The sequence below is a fragment of the Rhodococcus shunpengi genome (assembly GCF_048381395.1).
Lineage (GTDB): Bacteria > Actinomycetota > Actinomycetes > Mycobacteriales > Mycobacteriaceae > Rhodococcus.
Window position 1 is genome coordinate 162,264 of the sequence record NZ_JBLWIU010000011.1, and the last position, 17,053, is coordinate 179,316.

Annotated in this window: 14 protein-coding genes; 8 read left to right on the plus strand and 6 right to left on the minus strand. The window is 70.1% G+C overall.

All coding sequences use genetic code 11. The features are described from left to right. Window positions 1-192: 192 nt before the first annotated feature. The 3 genes from ACNJ7K_RS05045 to htpG all read right to left on the minus strand — a co-directional run bounded on the left by ACNJ7K_RS05045 (window position 193) and on the right by htpG (window position 3,605). A complete protein-coding gene (locus ACNJ7K_RS05045) occupies window positions 193-717 on the minus strand; it encodes a DUF6764 family protein (protein WP_016691625.1) in 525 nt (174 codons plus the stop codon). 141 nt (window positions 718-858) lie between these two features. Next, on the minus strand, window positions 859-1,635 hold the full coding sequence (locus tag ACNJ7K_RS05050) for an HAD-IIA family hydrolase (RefSeq protein ID WP_487041302.1): 777 nt from the start codon (window positions 1,633-1,635) through the stop codon (window positions 859-861). A gap of 44 nt (window positions 1,636-1,679) precedes the next feature. Further along, entirely contained in the window at window positions 1,680-3,605 is a 1,926-nt protein-coding gene (htpG, locus tag ACNJ7K_RS05055; protein WP_120280141.1) for a molecular chaperone HtpG, read from the minus strand. Between the two features lie 123 nt (window positions 3,606-3,728). On the opposite strand from htpG, the gene ACNJ7K_RS05060 reads away from it, so the two are divergent. Then, entirely contained in the window at window positions 3,729-4,979 is a 1,251-nt protein-coding gene (locus ACNJ7K_RS05060; protein ID WP_159417688.1) for an NAD(P)/FAD-dependent oxidoreductase, read from the plus strand. Here the strand turns inward: ACNJ7K_RS05060 and ACNJ7K_RS05065 are convergent. After that, window positions 4,954-5,502, minus strand: coding sequence for a PadR family transcriptional regulator (locus ACNJ7K_RS05065; protein WP_487041303.1), 549 nt, complete (start codon window positions 5,500-5,502; stop codon window positions 4,954-4,956). The two genes, ACNJ7K_RS05060 and ACNJ7K_RS05065, sit on opposite strands and share 26 nt — an antisense overlap. Window positions 5,503-5,610: 108 nt before the next feature. Here ACNJ7K_RS05065 and ACNJ7K_RS05070 point away from each other — a divergent pair, with 108 nt between their 5' ends. Then, entirely contained in the window at window positions 5,611-6,204 is a 594-nt protein-coding gene (locus ACNJ7K_RS05070; RefSeq protein ID WP_487041304.1) for a DUF1707 SHOCT-like domain-containing protein, read from the plus strand. On the opposite strand, the gene ACNJ7K_RS05075 is transcribed toward ACNJ7K_RS05070, so the two are convergent. Further along, window positions 6,146-6,946, minus strand: coding sequence for an SDR family oxidoreductase (locus ACNJ7K_RS05075; RefSeq protein WP_487041305.1), 801 nt, complete (start codon window positions 6,944-6,946; stop codon window positions 6,146-6,148). The two genes, ACNJ7K_RS05070 and ACNJ7K_RS05075, sit on opposite strands and share 59 nt — an antisense overlap. A gap of 37 nt (window positions 6,947-6,983) precedes the next feature. Next, a complete protein-coding gene (locus ACNJ7K_RS05080; RefSeq protein WP_159417685.1) occupies window positions 6,984-7,487 on the minus strand; it encodes a pyridoxamine 5'-phosphate oxidase family protein in 504 nt (167 codons plus the stop codon). A gap of 172 nt (window positions 7,488-7,659) precedes the next feature. Between ACNJ7K_RS05080 and ACNJ7K_RS05085 the strand changes: the two genes are divergently transcribed. The 6 genes from ACNJ7K_RS05085 to ACNJ7K_RS05110 all read left to right on the plus strand — a co-directional run bounded on the left by ACNJ7K_RS05085 (window position 7,660) and on the right by ACNJ7K_RS05110 (window position 16,939). Continuing rightward, complete coding sequence (locus ACNJ7K_RS05085) at window positions 7,660-11,154, plus strand: TM0106 family RecB-like putative nuclease (protein ID WP_487041306.1); 3,495 nt, start codon at window positions 7,660-7,662, stop codon at window positions 11,152-11,154. A 109-nt stretch (window positions 11,155-11,263) separates the two neighbouring features. Further along, entirely contained in the window at window positions 11,264-11,728 is a 465-nt protein-coding gene (locus ACNJ7K_RS05090; protein ID WP_085469694.1) for an SRPBCC family protein, read from the plus strand. 116 nt (window positions 11,729-11,844) lie between these two features. After that, window positions 11,845-12,567, plus strand: coding sequence for a phosphatidylserine decarboxylase (locus ACNJ7K_RS05095; RefSeq protein ID WP_024101805.1), 723 nt, complete (start codon window positions 11,845-11,847; stop codon window positions 12,565-12,567). Next, on the plus strand, window positions 12,564-13,481 hold the full coding sequence (locus tag ACNJ7K_RS05100) for a CDP-alcohol phosphatidyltransferase family protein (RefSeq protein WP_060650589.1): 918 nt from the start codon (window positions 12,564-12,566) through the stop codon (window positions 13,479-13,481). Before ACNJ7K_RS05095 ends, ACNJ7K_RS05100 begins: the two co-directional genes overlap by 4 nt. Before the next feature lie 46 nt (window positions 13,482-13,527). Then, window positions 13,528-15,744, plus strand: coding sequence for an AAA family ATPase (locus tag ACNJ7K_RS05105; RefSeq protein ID WP_455409398.1), 2,217 nt, complete (start codon window positions 13,528-13,530; stop codon window positions 15,742-15,744). A gap of 1 nt (window position 15,745) precedes the next feature. Then, window positions 15,746-16,939 carry a hypothetical protein gene (locus ACNJ7K_RS05110; protein ID WP_159417682.1) on the plus strand — a complete coding sequence of 398 codons (1,194 nt, stop codon included), beginning with the start codon at window positions 15,746-15,748 and terminating at the stop codon, window positions 16,937-16,939. Window positions 16,940-17,053: the final 114 nt, after the last annotated feature.

Sequence of the window (17,053 nt, forward strand, 5' to 3'; positions counted from 1 at the left end):
CGCGACGGACGACCAGGGGTGTCGAAAACCCGGTCTCACCCTACCGACCTGGCACTCACGTGTTGCGAGTGCTAAGTGCATTCTTAGCACTCGGGGGTGGCGAGTGCAAGATTACCGGCACCTGCCACCCCCGTCACGAAATCCGCGAAAGACCGACTACCCGGTCGTCCGGATCATCGGTGCGGCGCTCGCTCAGCGCGGCGTCGAACCGACCCCCACGGCGCACCACTGCCCCGTCGCGGTGTTGACCGCGAACGACTGGGCTCCGACGCACGTGACGCCGGTGGTGTCGGCCGTGGCGCCCGACCCGTAGCCGGCCACCGACAGGGTCGTCGCCGGACCCTGCGCCCACGAGTGGCTCAGTCCGCCGCCGAGCGCGTAGGCGAACGAACGGCCGCCGTCACGGGCTGCACTGAGCGCCGTGCCGAAGCCCGTCGCGTGGGCTTCGGCGGCACCGGCCGACTCGGCGACCGACACCGCGGTGCCGCTGTCGGCCGCATACGCGCGAGCGAAGGCGTCCTCGGCGGTGGCGCCGCAGCTGGCGGTATCGGACACCAGGATGTCGTTGGCAGAAGGAGGCGACACACAGGTCACCGGCGCCGCTGCGGCGGTACCCCCACCGAACAGCGCAGCCGAGGCCACACCGACGGCGACGAGTACACCGGCCCGGAACGAACGGCGCGCGGTGAGAACGGATCGGAAGGAACGAATGGACAAGAACGGGCTCCTCTGCACTGGAGTGCCTCTTCGCGAAAGGCTGCGTCTGCGCGAACTGGGGAACGAGCGCCCCGCGCGAACGGGGGGCCGGCGCCCCGGCGGTAGGGTACCGATCACATGCGTCTCACGCGAGACCACGTGTCACAGACTGTCGAGGAGCCCCGGGAGATCGGCGACGGAGTCGATGACGTGGTCGGGACGATCGACCGCCAGGTCCAGGACGGATTGCCGAAACTTTCCGGTACGCACCAGGATTCCCGTCATACCGAGGCGTTGCCCCGGGACGACCTCGCCAGCGATGTCGTCGCCGACGACCACCATCCGATCCGGTTCGACACCCATCCGCTCCGACGCGACGAGGAAGCCGCGCAGCGACGGCTTGCCCACCGCCACCACCGACCGGCCGGTGAGCTCCTCGAGTCCGGCCAGGTAGACCCCGGTGTCGATGCGCAACCCGTCGGCGGCCTGCCACGCGAGAGCCCGGTGCATCGCGACCACCGGGACGTCCTCGAGTATCAGTTCGGCGACGCGACTCATCGCCCGGTGTGTGAAGGCATCCCCCGCGCCACCGAGGATCACCACTTCCGGATCGTCCTCGTCCAGCACGAGACCGTCGAGATCGGCGGCGATGTCACCCTCGTTGAGGACCCAGCAGCGCAGACCCGGATAGGTCTGCCGAACGTGGTCGACGGTGAGGGACACCGCGGTGACGATCTCGTCCGGCGAGACCTCCATCCCGAGATCGGTGAGCCGCTGCGCGATCTCGGCGCACGTCCGGGAGGTGGTGTTGGTGAGGAAGGCGCGGCGGACGCCGTCGGCACGCAGTCGTGCCAGGACGTCCGCCGCGCCCGGGACGGGCTGCCACTCGGTGACGAGCACGCCCTCGATATCGAACAACACCCCGTCCACACGCGTCATGCATCGAGCCTATCCGCGGGCGTGCCCACGGCGACAGGCTCGGCTCACACGCTTCCGGCGAGACGCTCGGCGAGCAGGCGGGTGAACCGCGCCGGATCCTCCACCTCGCCACCCTCGGCGATCAGCGCCATGCCGTGGAGCAGCTCGGCGACGTCGGCGAGCGAGGCATCGTCCGGACGCTGTTCCCGGGCCGTGCGCAGACCCGACACGAGCGGGTGATCGGGGTTGAGTTCGAGGATCCTCTTGACCCGCGGCACCGGCTGACCGGACGCCTTGTACATCCGCTCGAGCGCGGGCGACATGCTGAAGGTGTCGCCGACGATGCACGCCGGGGAGGACGTCAGGCGCGACGAGAGCCGCACGTCCTTGACCTGCTCGTCGAGGGTCTCCTTCATCCACGACAGCAGGTCGCCGAACTCCTTCTCCTTCTCCTCGCGTTCGGCTTCGGCGGCCTTCTTCTCGTCCTCGGTACCGAGGTCGACGTCGCCCTTGGCGATCGACTGGAAGCGCTTGCCCTCGAACTCCGGAACGGAGGTCACCCACATCTCGTCGACGGGATCGGTCAGGAGCAGCACCTCGATGCCCTTGTCGCGGAAGGCCTCCATGTGCGGGGAGCTCTCGAGCAGCTGCCGCGACTCGCCGGTCAGGTAGTAGATCGCGTCCTGGCCGTCCTTCATGCGCTCGACGTAACCGGCGAGCGTGGTCTGCTCCTCCTCGCTCGCCGTCGAGTCGAACGACGAGATCGCCAGCAGCGTGTCGCGGTTGTCGGTGTCGGAGATCAGGCCTTCCTTGACGACCCGGCCGAACTCGCGCCAGAACTTCGTGTACTTCTCGGGTTCCTTCGCGGCCATGTCCTTGACGGTCGCGAGGACCTTCTTCGTCAGGCGGCGGCGGATGGCCCGGATCTGCCGGTCCTGCTGCAGGATCTCACGAGAGACGTTGAGCGACAGGTCCTGTGCGTCGACCACACCCTTGACGAAACGCAGGTACTCGGGGACGAGATCCTCGCAGTCGTCCATGATGAACACGCGCTTGACGTACAACTGCACGCCGGTGCGCCGTTCGCGGGCGAACAGGTCGAAGGGCGCGTGCTCCGGGATGAACAGCAGCGCCTGGTATTCGAAGGTGCCTTCGGCCTTGAGCGGGATGATCTCGAGCGGCTCGTCCCAGGCATGGGCGATGTGCTTGTAGAAGTCCTTGTACTCGTCCTCGGAGACCTCGTCCTTCGAGCGCGCCCACAACGCCTTCTGCGAGTTGAGGGTCTTGGTCTCGAAGGTCACCTCGTCGGTGCCGTCCTCCGACTTCGTGGTGCGCGAGACCTCCATGCGGATCGGCCACGCGATGAAATCCGAGTACTTCTTGACGATCTCCTCGAGCTTCCACTGCGAGGTGTAGTCGAACAGGTGGTCCTCGGCATCCTCGGGCTTGAGATGCAGGATCACCGAGGTGCCCTGGGGCGCGTCGTCGACCTCGGCGATCGTGTAGGTGGATTCGCCGCTGGACTCCCAGCGCGTACCGGTCTTCTCCCCGGCCTTGCGGGTGACGAGCGTGACCTTGTCGGCGACCATGAACGACGAGTAGAAGCCGATACCGAACTGGCCGATCAACTCCTCGGAAGCGGCGGCGTCCTTGGCCTCGCGCAGCTTCTGCCGGAGTTCGCCGGTGCCGGACTTCGCGAGGGTGCCGATGAGATCGACGACCTCGTCGCGGTTCATGCCGATGCCGTTGTCGCGCACGGTCAGGGTGCGCGCATCCTTGTCCACCTCGAGCTCGACGTGCAGGTCGGAGGTGTCGACGTCGAGATCCTTGTTTCGGAACGACTCCAGCCGGAGCTTGTCCAGGGCGTCCGACGCGTTGGAGATCAACTCGCGCAGGAAGGTGTCCTTGTTCGAGTAGATCGAGTGGATCATCAGATCCAGCAACTGCCGCGTCTCGGCCTGGAATTCACGCTGTTCGACGTTCGTACTCATTCCGGGTTCCCTTTCCACAAGCAGAACTTCCCCGGAAATAGTAAGCCGTCCGCGAGTCCGGCCCGCTTGCGCTTCCAGGTCCATGATGGAAGGTGCAGGCTTCGTCGTTCACAGGAGGTTGCGATGACGGTTCGTCGGACGGTGGTCGTCGGTGCGGGCATCGTGGGTCTGTCCACCGCGTGGTTTCTGCAGGATCGAGGCATCGAGGTCACGGTGCTCGATCGGGTCGGCGTGGCGGGTGACGCCTCGTGGGGCAACGCCGGATGGCTCGCGCCGGCACTGACCCTGCCGCTACCCGAGCCGGGGGTGCTGCGTTACGGCGTGCGCTCGATGTTCCGGCCGTCGTCGCCGGTGTACGTGCCGCCCACGACGGATCTGCGGTTGCTGCGCTTCCTCGCCGACTTCGCCCGGCACTGCACGAGACGGCAGTGGACGTCGTCGATGGAGGTCTTCGCGCGCGCCAACCGCCTCGCCCTCGATGCCTACGACGATCTCGCCCGCGGGTCGGGCGACACGATCGTCACCGAGCCGACGCGGGTCGCCGATCCGTTCCTCGCGGCGTTCACCTCGGACGACGACCGTCGGCTGCTGGTGGAGGAGTTCGAGCACGCGCGTGCCGCCGGCAGCGAGATCGACTTCGACCTGCTCGACACCGACACGCTGCATTCGCTCGAACCGCTGCTGGGGGACTCGGTGCGGGTGGGTCTCCGGATCCGGGGGCAGCGGTTCATCGATCCGCCGCGGTTCGTCGCCGCGCTGGCGCACGCGGTCCGCGCCCGGGGTGCGGAGATCGTCACCGACGTCGACGTCGAGGAGGTGCGCGACACCGGTCGCGGGGTGGATGTCGTCGTGGCCGGTGGGGACTCGCGGTCGGCGGATGCGGTGGTGCTCGCGAACGGAGCGTGGCTCGGGTCGCTCGCCCGGCCGTTCGGTGTGCGCACGCAGGTCCAGGCCGGTCGCGGCTACAGCTTCAGCGTGCGACCGCCGAGCCTGCCGAAGAACCCGGTCTACTTCCCTGCCCAGCGGGTGGCGTGCACACCCCTCCAGGACCGTTTCCGGGTCGCGGGAATGATGGAGTTCCGCAGCCCCGACGCCCCGCTCGACCCGCGACGCATCCGGGCGATCGTCGACGCGACCCGTCCGCTGTTGCGCGATGTCGACTGGGACGGGCGCAGCGAGGAGTGGGTGGGCTCGCGGCCGTGCACGGCGGACGGGCTCCCGCTGATCGGCCGCACCCGTTCGGAGCGGGTCCACGTCGCCGGCGGGCACGGGATGTGGGGTGTGGCGCTCGGTCCCCTCACCGGACGGCTGCTCGCCGGGTCGATGACCGGCGAGCCGGATCCGTTGCTCAGGTCGTTCGATCCGCTGCGCTGACCGGCCCGGGTTCGAGACGGTCGCGCACGCGGTCGAACCATTCGAGGACGGCCCGTTCGTAGAGGATGCCGAAATCGAGGGTCGCCGCGGCGTGCGGCGGAAGGATGTCGGCCGCCGCCTGCTGTTCGTAGGCGGCGAGCTGCTCCTCGTGTCTGCGGCGATGGTCGGTAAGCATCTCGGTGAGGCGCTCGGGCGGGAGGTGATCGCCGAAGGCGACGGTCAGCAGCAGGGGGTGGCGGATGTTCTCGTCGCCCGGTTCGCGGTCGATCCATTCGGCGAAGGCCGTGCGTCCGGCCTCGGTCAGCACGTAGGGCTTGCGGTCGCGCGGGCCCTTCTCCCCTGCCTCGATCAGTCCCCGCCGTTCCATCGCGGCCAGTTCCCGGTAGACCTGGCTCGTCGTCAGCGACCAGAACTTGCCGATGCGCGTCTGTGCGGTGGACACCAGGTCCCAGCCCGTTTTGGGGCCTTCGTGGAGGAATCCGAGCAGTGACGCGGCGGTGGCGTTGAGCGGTCGTCCGGTCATTGCCGGTTCCTTTCGCGATTCGGGTACGGAAAAGACTTGACATTCCACTGTGGCATATCCACCCTGGAATCAGGTGACATTCCATTGTGGAAGATCCCGGAGGGCACCATGGAACACACATCCACCACCGGCCCCGGTACTGCGACATCGCCGCTGCGCATCTCCGATGCCGAGCGTGAAACGATCGTGGAGGAGCTCGGGCGCCATCTCACCGCCGGACGGTTGACGATCGGCGAGTTCGACGAGCGTGTGGCCCGGGTCTACCGCGCCGTGACGCAGGACGACGCCGGCGCCGTTCTCACCGACCTGCCGTCGACACCCGTTCCCACCCCGTCCCCGCCGGCCGGCAAACCGTTCCCACGTCTGCGCCTGCCGCTCCACCAGCGCATCGAGTGGGGAGCCTGGGCCACCGTGGGATCGATCAATCTCGCGGTGTGGGCCCTGGTCTCGCTCGGAACGGCCTCACTGATCTACTTCTGGCCGATCTGGGTCATCGTTCCCTGGGGTCTCGTCCTGGCGGGACGCACCGCACTCGGACTCGAAGGCGGTCCGGACCGCCGCGGGGCCGACGACCACATCCGTAACGCCCCGCGACTGCACCGCGAACACATGCGCCGCGCGGCCGTCGTCCACCGGCGTGCCGTCATGCACCGGCGTGGACTGAATCCGCACTGCGAGCGATCGAGTCGTACCTGGTACTGATGTTCCCGAGATAGTGCGGGTGCGTGAGGATGTAGGGGGCGTCGATCGAGATGCCGCGGACGACGATCTCCCCCGCCGTCCCCGGTGCCATACCGGCGTTCCCGCCCTTGATGTGGTCCACGCGCCGGACCTCGCCGCCGAGCCGGGCGGTGCTGTCGTCGAGTCCCGAACGCACCAGCCCCGGGCACAGGACCGACACCCCGACACCGTGCGGGGCGAGTTCGGCGCGTAGCGCTTCGGACATCGCGACGACGGCGGCCTTCGCTGCGCTGTACACCCCGCGGCCCGGCACACCCGCGGTCAGTCCCATGACCGAGGCGGTGTTGACGATGTGCCCACGCCCGCGTGCCCGCAGGTCACCCGCGAAGGTCGAGACGCCATTGAACACCCCGGTGACGTCGATGTCGATGACCGTGTCGAAGACGTGAGGATCGAGGTCGGCGAAGTCTGTTCCGTTGAAACCGATCCCGGCGTTGTTGACGAGGATGTCGACCGGGCCGAAGGCGTCCTCCGCCTCCTGCTTGACGCTGCGCCAGCCCTCCCGGTCGCGTACGTCGAGGACGGCTCCGCGGAAGAGCCGGAAGACTCCCGTCCGGCCGGCGAGCGTGGATTCGATTGCCGCATCGTCGATGTCCGCGATCGTCACGGCCACTCCGCGGCGGGCCAGGGCGTCGGCGATACCGCGGCCGATGCCGCTCGCACCTCCGGTGACGAGCGCGTGGCGCGCCGAGACGATGTTCATGGGAGCTCCGTTCGTCGAGGTCGGTGGTTCGTCGAAATCAGCGCGACCGGCGGATCTTCCCGAAGTCCCAGCTGCGCACGCTGCGCGGAGTGACCCGCAGCCACGCGTGACGGCCGTCCGTCGTGAACTCGTCGCGACCGGCGTACTTGCGGGCGAAGGACAGTTCGACGCCGCGCAGCAGTTCGTCCTCGACGGTGCGCGCCACGACCTCGGGGCGGGAACCGCGCGGCACGTCACCGACGCTCACCGCGGTTCCGCGCACCTCCACGCCGCGCAGATCCGTGAACTGCTCCCCACCATCGACGACGACCGCGATGCGCGGATCCTTCTGCAGGTCGGTCCAGCGGCGGCTGCGGACGACGGAGTTGAGCCACAGGAAGGCGCCGTCCCAGACGAACCACAACGGAGCGACGTGCGGGCTTCCGTCACCGCCGATCGTGGCGACGCGGCACGTCCGCTCGGCGGAGAGGAAGAGATCGATCTCCTCCTTCGTCATCGAGATCCCGGCGCCGCGCGTGCGCAGCGTGCCGTTTCCAGTCATCAGGCCTCCTACCTGCACGAATCCTCGTCAAGAATTTTATTCTCTTTGATGAGAGAGATGTTCTCACCCGCCGAGTGCGAACACAACAGTCCGATGGGTCCGACCGGTCTGCGATAGTCGGGACCAGCCGTGCCCAGCCCGGGCATCCCGCACGCCGGAGACGGAGCTGCCGATGTTTCTTCTCGACGACAGGCTGGTCTTCGGCGCCGGAGATCTCACCCGCGCCGCCTCGTGCGAGTTCGCACTGCTCCGCAACCTCGACTCGACGCTCGGTCGCCTCCCGCGCCCCGACACCGAACCCGATGCGATGCTCGACCGCGTCGCGGCGCTCGGCGGTCGTCACGAGCAGCGCGTCCTCGACCGGTTCCGCGCGCAGGTGGGTGCCGAGAAGGTCGTCGAGATCGCCCGGCCCGAGTACACCGCGCAGGCGCTCACCGAGGCGGCGCAGGCCACCCTCGACGCCGTCCGGGCCGGCGCGCCCGTCGTCTATCAGGGCGCTTTCTTCGACACCGGCTCCTCGGACGCCGCCCCCGATCCGCTCGGCATGATCGGCTTCTCCGATTTCCTCGTCCTCGAAGATGACGGCTACGCCGTCTACGACAGCAAACTCTCCCGGCACGCGAAGGTCGAGGCCCTGCTGCAGCTCGCCGCCTACGCAGACGCACTCGCGCGCACCGGGACGGCAGTCTCTTCGCACGCGCATCTCGTCCTCGGGGACGGCTCGATCGCCTCCTACCCACTGGCGGAGATCCTGCCGGTCTACCGGCACCGACGCGCCTGTCTCGAAACCCTTCTGGCGTCGCACCGCGCTGCCCCCGAGCCGGTGCGGTGGGGAGCGGGTGGGCACACCGCCTGCGGTCGCTGCGACGACTGCACCCCGGAACTGGAACGTCACCGCGACCTGCTGCTGGTCGCGGGGATGCGCAGTACCCAGCGGCTGCGGCTGATCGAGGCGGGCGTGTCGACCATCGACGACCTCGCCGCATGCGCGGCACCCGTCGACGGGATGGCCCGCCGCACCTTCGAGGTCCTGCGCGCGCAGGCACGGGCGCAGCTCGAGGAGGAGAGACGGGGCAGTCCCTACGCGGAGGTCTACGACGCCACCCCGCTCGGCATCCTGCCCGCGCCCGACGAGGGCGACATCTTCTTCGACTTCGAAGGCGACCCGCTGTGGTCCGAGGGCGGCAGTTCCGAGTGGGGACTCGAGTACCTGTTCGGCGTCGTGGAGGGACCGGCCGACGCACCGGTCTTCCGGCCCTTCTGGGCACACGACCGCGAACAGGAACGGCAGGCGCTGCTGGACTTCCTCGACTACGTCACCGACCGCCGGCGTCGCCACCCGAGGATGCACGTCTACCACTACGCCCCGTACGAGAAGACGGCGCTGCTGCGGTTGGCCGGCCGCTACGGCGTCGGCGAGGAGATCGTCGACGACCTGCTGCGCGAGGGTGTGCTCGTCGACCTGTATCCCGTGGTGCGCAACTCGATCCGGGTGGGCGCCCGGGCGTACGGGCTGAAGAAGCTCGAACCGCTCTACACCGACGTCGACGAGGCGCGCGACGGCGATGTCGTGGACGCGGGCGCCTCGATCGTCGCGTACGCCGACTACTGCGCACTGCGCGACGCCGGGCACCTCGAGGAGGCGGACCGCGAACTCGCGTCGATCGCCTCCTACAACGAGGCCGACTGCATCTCCACCCTGCGTCTGCGCGACTGGCTGCTCACCCACGCCCGCGATCACGGCATCTCCCCCACCGAGACGACCCACGACGAGGCCGCTCCCGACGCGGAGGCGCACCCCGTCGAGACGAAACTCCTCGACTACGTCGGCGGTGCGCTGGCGGGCGACCGCACCCCGGAACAGCAGGCGGCCGCACTCGTCGCCGCGGCCATGGGCTATCACCGGCGCGAGCGGAAACCATTCTGGTGGGGGCACTTCGACCGTCTGTCCACGCCGCCGGACGAGTGGGCGGACGCCCGCGACACGCTGGTCGCGGCGACGTGCACGCTCGAGACCGACTGGCACAAGGCCACGCCCCGCCAGCGACTGCTCCGGCGCCGGCTGCGCCTCGCGGGCGAGTTCGAGCCGGGCAGTACGTTGCGCGCCGGGCAGGACGTCTTCCTGTTGTACGACGCTCCGGGACCGGACGGACTGCCCGACGGCGGCACCGGGACGCGCGCGTGGTCGCGCGGCGTGGTCGTCGAACGCACCACGGGGACGGACCATCCCGACGTGCTCGTCGTGGACGAATCGCTGCGGACGGACGAGGAGTACTCCGTGCTGCCGATCGCCGTCACACCCGGCGCGCCGATCTCGTCGAAGAACATCGAAGCGGCCATCGCCTCCGCCGCCGAGGCGATGTGCGACGAGTTGCCGGCTCTGCCGTCGACCGCGGCCGTGGACGTGCTGCGCCGCGTCCCGCCCCGACTGCGCTCCGGTGCCGCGCTGCCGGCGCTCGGCGACGACGCGGCCGGCACGATCGTCACGGCCGTTCTCACCCTGGAGAATTCGTACCTGGCGGTGCAGGGACCACCCGGCACCGGCAAGACGTACACCGGGGCCCGGGTGGTGGCGGCGCTCGTGAACGAGCACGGTTGGCGGGTCGGCGTGGTCGCGCAGTCGCATTCGGTGGTCGAGAACATGTTGGCCGGCACCGTCGCCGCGGGAGTGTCGCCGGAACGGGTCGCCAAGGCGAAATGCCAGAGCCCCGAACCGACGTGGACCGCCTTCCCGGACGCGAAGACCCTTGCGGCCCATATCGGTACCTCCACCACCGGTTACGTGGTGGGTGGAACGGCCTGGGACTTCACGAATCCGAACTGCATCGAGCCCGGCAGCCTCGACCTGCTGGTGGTCGACGAGGCCGGTCAGTTCTGCCTCGCCAACACCATCGCCGTGGCCACGGCGGCGTCGAATCTGCTGCTGCTCGGCGATCCCCGCCAACTGCCGCAAGTCTCGCAGGGCACCCACCCCGAGCCCGTGGACGAGTCCGCCCTCGGATGGCTCGCCGAAGGGCACGGGGCGTTGCCCGCCGATCGTGGCTACTTCCTTCCGGTGACCTGGCGGATGCACCCGGATCTGTGCGCGCGGGTGTCCGAGCTGTCCTACGAGGGACGCCTGCGGTCGAAGTCCGAGATCACTACGCGTCGCGCGCTCGACGGCGTCCCGCCCGGCGTCCGGCTCGTGGAGGTCGCGCACGAGGGCAACGCGACCTGCTCGCCCGAGGAGAGCGCCGAGATCGTGCGCGCCGTCGCGGCCGTGCTCGGCTCGGCGTGGACGGACGACGCCGGCTCCCCGTCGCGGCCCCTCGGCGAGGAGGACGTCCTGGTGGTCGCGCCGTACAACGCTCAGGTCACCCGCCTGCGGCAGGATCTCGCCGCCGCAGGTCTGCACCGCGTCCAGGTGGGCACCGTCGACAAGTTCCAAGGCCGCCAGGCGGCGATGGTGTTCGTGTCGATGACGGCCTCCGCCGTCGAGGACGTGCCGCGGGGCATGTCGTTCCTGTTGTCCCGCAACCGGTCGAACGTGGCCCTCTCACGCGGCAAGTGGTCGGCGGTGATCGTCCGGTCCGGCGCCCTGACCGATCACCTCCCGTGGACCCCGGACGGCCTGATCGAACTCGGGGCGTTCATGCGGCTGACCGGAGCCGACCCGACCAGGACGTGACCGCACTCACAGCGTCCGTTAGGATCGACGACGATCCTGTTACCTCAGGTATCAGATACACGGGACCCGGCCCCCGAGAAGACCCGGTCCCCCGAGCACAGGAGTACACGTGTCGAAGACCCTCGAGGCCACGATCGAGATCACCGCCTCCCCCGAGCAGGTGTGGCGCGTGGTGTCCGATCTGAAGCGGATGGGCGAGTGGAGCCCGCAGTGCCGTCGGATGATCGTGCGCGGTGGGCCGGTGTCTGCCGGCACCACCACGATCAACATCAACAAGAAGGGCCTGCTGGTGTGGCCCACGACGTCGAAGGTGATCGACTTCGAACCCGGCCGTCGCCTGAGCTTCCGGATCAACGAGAACCGGTCCATCTGGTCGTTCACCCTCGAACCCACCGCCACCGGCACGCGGGTCACCCAGCGGCGCGAGGCGCCCACCGGGACGAGCAAGGTATCGCAGACCCTGGTCAAGTATGTTCTCGGCGGCACCGAGGCGTTCGACGACGAACTGACGATGGGGATGAACGCGACTCTCGCCCGTCTCAAGAACGAGATCGAGGCGGGCGCGCGGGTCTGACCTTCCCTCCTCCGCTCACGTACGCTGGAGTGCCTGTGGACCGACAGGACCCGCCCGCGCGACGGGCGGGTCCACTGCGGTCCCGGATCACCGATCGCCAGCGATAAGAGGAGCCCGTGGCACGTAAGCCGACGCCCGCCGGAACACCCCCCACCAGCGGGGTAGCCCACATGGTCGACCTGGTCAGGCATGTCGTACCGCCCATGCATCCGGGCGGCATCCCCTTCGTCGCAGCTCCGCTCGCCGTGGCCACCCTCGGCCGCCGCAAGCCCTGGCTGCGCCGCGCCGGTCTCGCATCGGCACTGGCGTGCGCCACCTTCTTCCGGCACCCGCACCGCGTGCCGCCGAACCGCGCCGGGGTGGTCGTCGCTCCCGCCGACGGTGAGATCGCTCTCGTCGACCACGCCGTGCCGCCCGCCGAACTCGGGCTCGGCAGCGAGGAGCGCCCTCGGGTCAGCATCTTCCTGTCCGTCCTCGACGTGCACGTGCAGCGCAGCCCCGTCGGCGGCACCGTCCGCTCGGTGGTCCACACCCCGGGCAAGTTCCTCTCCGCCGATCTCGCCGACGCGAGCGAGGTCAACGAGCGCACCAGCATGCTGATCGAGACGCGCGACGGCGCCGAGGTCGCCGTCGTCCAGATCGCCGGGCTGCTGGCACGGCGCATCGTCAACGACGCGCAGATCGGCGACACCCTGCCGATCGGCGACACCTACGGCCTGATCCGCTTCGGATCCCGGGTCGACACCTACCTGCCGGTCGGGAGCACCCTGCTGGTCGAACGCGGTCAGCGCACCATCGGTGCCGAGACCGTCCTCGCTCAGCTGCCCACGGTGTCGTGAGTCCGCACACGCAGGGTTCGCGTGCGGTCGCGACCGGGCGGTCCCGCAATCGGCCCAACGTCGTCCGCCTGCTGCCGAGCGTCATCACGATCCTGGCGTTCTCCGCCGGACTGTCGGCGGTGAAGTTCGCGCTCGACGGACAACTCGGCACCGCGCTCGGCATGATCGGCGCCGCGGCCGTCCTCGACTCGCTCGACGGCCGCATCGCCCGCATGCTCGACGCGACCAGCAAGATCGGCGCCGAACTCGACTCGCTGTCGGACGCCGTCGCGTTCGGTGTCGCCCCCGCGCTCGTGCTGTACGTGACGTTGCTCGACGGCAGCCCCTTCGGCTGGATCGTCGCCCTGCTCTACGCGGTGAGCCTCGTGCTGCGACTCGCGCGCTTCAACACCCTGCTCGAGGACGACAGCGTCCCCGCCTACGCACGCGAGTACTTCGTCGGTGTGCCCGCACCGGCGGCCGCCCTCATCGCGCTCGCACCCGTCGCCGCCCACATCCAGTGGGGCGACGGCTGGTGGACCGCCTACGGGCTGGTCGCGGTGTGGATCCTCGGGACGGCCGGGCTCGCGATCAGCCGCATCCCGACCTTCGCGATGAAGTCGGCGTCCGTGCCCGCGCGACTCGCCGTGGTGCTGCTCGTGCTGGTCGCGGTGGCGGCGGCCGCGCTGGTCACCTATCCGTTCATCCTCATGCTCGTGCTGGTCGCGGTCTACCTCGCGCACATCCCCTTCGCGGTGCGTTCGCGGCGCTGGGTCGCGGCCCGGCCCGAGACCTGGGACATCAAGCCCTCGGAGCGACGCGCCCTGCGCGCCCGCAACCGCGCGCAGCGTCCACGTCGTGTCGCGGCCCGGCGTGTCGCCACGTCGGCGAGATCTCAGGCGCGACTCGGGCTGCGCCGTCCGCGAGGGCGATGACGTGCACGACCCGCGAGGACGCTAGTCACGTTCTAGGCTCGGCGGGGTGACGACCCCACAACTCTCACTGACCGTCCGGCTCAACACCTCCGCCGCCGACTCGCGGCGCGGTGTCGTGCGTCTGCACCCCGAGGCGCTGGCCGCGCTGGGCCTACGGGAATGGGACGCGATCGCGCTGGTGGGAGCGCGTCGCACGGCGGTCGTGGCGGGTCTCGCCCCGGCCGGCACCCCGACCGGCACGATCCTGCTCGACGACGTGGTGCTGTCGAACACGGGCCTGAAGGAGGACGCGACGGTCGTCGTCGCGCCCGTGACGGTCTACGGCGCGCGCACGGTAACGGTCACCGGCTCCACGCTCGCGCGGCAGTCGATCCCGGAGACCACCCTGCGTCAGGCGCTGCTCGGGAAGGTCCTCACCGTCGGCGACGCGGTGTCCCTGCTCCCCCGCGATCTCGGACCGGGCACGAGCAACGCCGAGACGACGCGGGCGCTGTCGCGGACGTTCGCGATCGCGTGGACCACCGAACTGCTCACCGTCTCGTCGGTCGATCCGGCCGGACCGGTGAGCGTGCAGCCGAACACCGCCGTCGTGTGGGGTGGTGGCCCGGGTGCGCTGCCGTCTTCCGTGCCGTCCGCGTCCGGATTCGTCTCGTCGGGCTTCGTCGCCTCCTCCCCCGCGACCGCCCGGCCCGAATCGGCCCCCGCCATGCCTCCGGCACCACCGGTCGAGGATCTCGTGGGTGTGCAGCCCCAGGTCGCGAAGCTCTCCGAATGGCTCACCCTCTCGCTCGACGAACCCGAACTGCTGCGCACCCTCGGCGCGTCGCCGCATCTCGGGGTGCTCGTCACCGGCCCCGCGGGCGTCGGTAAGGCGACCTTCGTGCGCTCGGTGGTTGCGGACCGGCGTCTGGTGGAGGTCGACGGGCCGGGCGTGGGTGCACTCGCCGCCGACGAGCGGTTGCGCCGGATCTCCGCGGCGGCAGAAGCGGTGCGCGGCGGTGGCGTTCTGCTGCTCACCGACGTCGATGCCGTGCTGCCCGCCGACACCGAACCCGTCGCGACGTTGATCCTCGACGAGCTGCGACGGGTGGTCGACACCGAGGGCGCGGTGCTGATCGCGACCACCGCGCATCCCGACGACGTCGACTCCCGGTTGCGCGCCCCGGAGATCTGCGACCGCGAACTGTCCCTGCCGCTGCCCGACGGCGCGACCCGCCGGGCCCTGCTCGACGTGCTGCTGCGCTCGGTGCCGTCCACCGGTCTCGACCTCGCCGCCGTCGCGGGTCGCACCCCCGGTTTCGTCGTCGCCGACCTCGCGGCGCTGTGTCGCGAAGCGGCACTGCGCGCGGCGTCGCGGGCGAACCGCGACGACGACGAACCCTCGCTCGTCCAGGACGACCTGGTCGGCGCGCTCGAGGTGATCCGTCCGCTGTCGCGGTCGGGCTCCGAGGAGCTGGCGATCGGCAGCGTGAGCCTCGACGACGTCGGCGACATGGTCGAGACGAAGCAGGCCCTCACCGAAGCCGTCCTGTGGCCGCTGCAGCATCCCGATTCGTTCGAGCGTCTCGGCGTCGACCCGCCGCGCGGTGTGCTGCTGTACGGCCCGCCCGGTTGCGGCAAGACCTATCTCGTCCGCGCTCTCGCCGGCACGGGGCGCCTGAGCGTCCACGCCGTCAAGGGCGCCGAGCTGATGGACAAGTGGGTCGGTGCGTCGGAGAAGGCGGTGCGCGAGTTGTTCGAGCGTGCCCGCAACTCGGCACCGGCGCTGGTGTTCCTCGACGAGATCGATGCGCTCGCACCGCGCCGCGGGCAGAGCTCCGATTCCGGGGTGTCCGACCGGGTGGTCGCGTCGCTGCTCACCGAACTCGACGGTGTCGAGCCGCTGCGCGACGTCGTGGTGGTGGGAGCGACGAACCGGCCCGACCTCATCGATCCGGCACTGCTGCGTCCCGGGCGGCTCGAACGTCTCGTGTTCGTGCCGCCGCCGGACGCCGAGGCCCGGGCCGCGATCCTGAAGACCGCGGGTCGATCGGTACCGCTCGACGACGACGTCGACCTCGACGAGCTGGCCGCCGGACTCGACGGCTACTCGGCCGCGGACTGCTCGGCGCTGCTGCGCGAGGCCGCGCTCGCGGCGATGCGGCGCAACGTCGACGCCGCCGTGGTGACCGCGGAGGACGTCGCGGTGGCCCGGGAGAAGGTGCGGCCCTCGCTCGATCCCGCGCAGGTCGCTCATCTGCAGGCCTACGCGGAGGGCCGTTGAGATGGCCGTGACCACCGCGGTCCGCGTCGCCGGACCGGCAGCCGTCCTCGCGGCCTTCCTCGCCGCCGGGGTCGCGATCCTCGTCCCGGCCGCGGGCGAATCCGTCCTTCCCGAGGGTGCGCGCAGCGAATGGGCGCCTGTGGTCACCGCCGCGCTCGCCGTTCTCTCGGCGGCCGGACTGCAGCGGACCGGCTCCCGACGTACCGCCTGGATGCTGGCCGCCGCCTCTATCGTGGTCCTCGGTTCGATCCGCTATCTCGTTCCCGCCGGCATCTCGGCCGACAGCCTGACGGTCGTCGGATGGATGATCGCCGCGATCACCGGTGTGCTGCTCGGGGCGGCGACCGCGGGCTCGTGGGGTTCGGCGACCGGCCAGTGGGCCCTGATCGCCGGTGGCTGGGCGGCCTTCCTCACCGCCGCGGCCGTCGGTTCCGAGGTCCCCGTCGCGGCCGTGCGCTGGACGGTTCCCCAGTGGGTGCTGGCCTTCGCACTCGTGGCAACGGTCGCCGCCGCGCTGACGGTGCCCGCCGGGATGCGCGTGCAGCGGGCCGATCCGCGGTTGCTCGCGATCATGGTGACCGCCGCGGTGGTGCTCTCGGTGGGCTACCGACTGCTGGGCGAGTTCGTGGGTTCCCGCGCGAGCGACACGGGTGTGCTCCTGTGGCTGGTCGCCGGTGGGGCACTCGCGGTCGCGGTCGTCGGCGCCGAGATCGTCGCGCGCCTCGTCCCGCCCGGCGACGACCGGTTCGTCCTCGCGGTCACCGGAGCCGTGGCCGCGGCGTACCCGGTCCTCGTCGAGTTGTGGTCGGGTATGCAGTCGGCGACCGTGCCGTGGTGGGTGCTGCTCGTCGCGGTGGCCGCCGTGGTCGCCGGGGTGCGGCTCTCTCCCTACATGCCGTACGCGCTTCCCGGGTTGGTGCTCGCCGCGTCGATCTCGGCGGCGACGGTGTGGTGGCCGGCGGAAATCGGCGAGGGCATCCCTCTCGCGGTGCGGGTCGCGCTCGTCGCACTGGGCACCGGTCTCGCGCTCGGGGCATCGTTGCCGGGATCGGCGTCCGTCGCGGCTCTCGGCCTGGCGCTGCCGGTGCCGGCGACGGCCGTCGTCGGGGCGGTGTGGATGCTCCCGGCGGACGCGCAGTGGTCGGCGCTCGCACTGTTCGCCGTCGCCGTGATCTGTGCGTGGCAGGTGCGTTAGCGCTCTCACCTCCCCGATTCGCAAGCGTGCGAAGACAACCGTTAGGATAGGCACAATCCGTTTTGCCCGATGACGGCGAGCGGCGTGCATGTCGGGGCGATCCCCGTTTCGGCG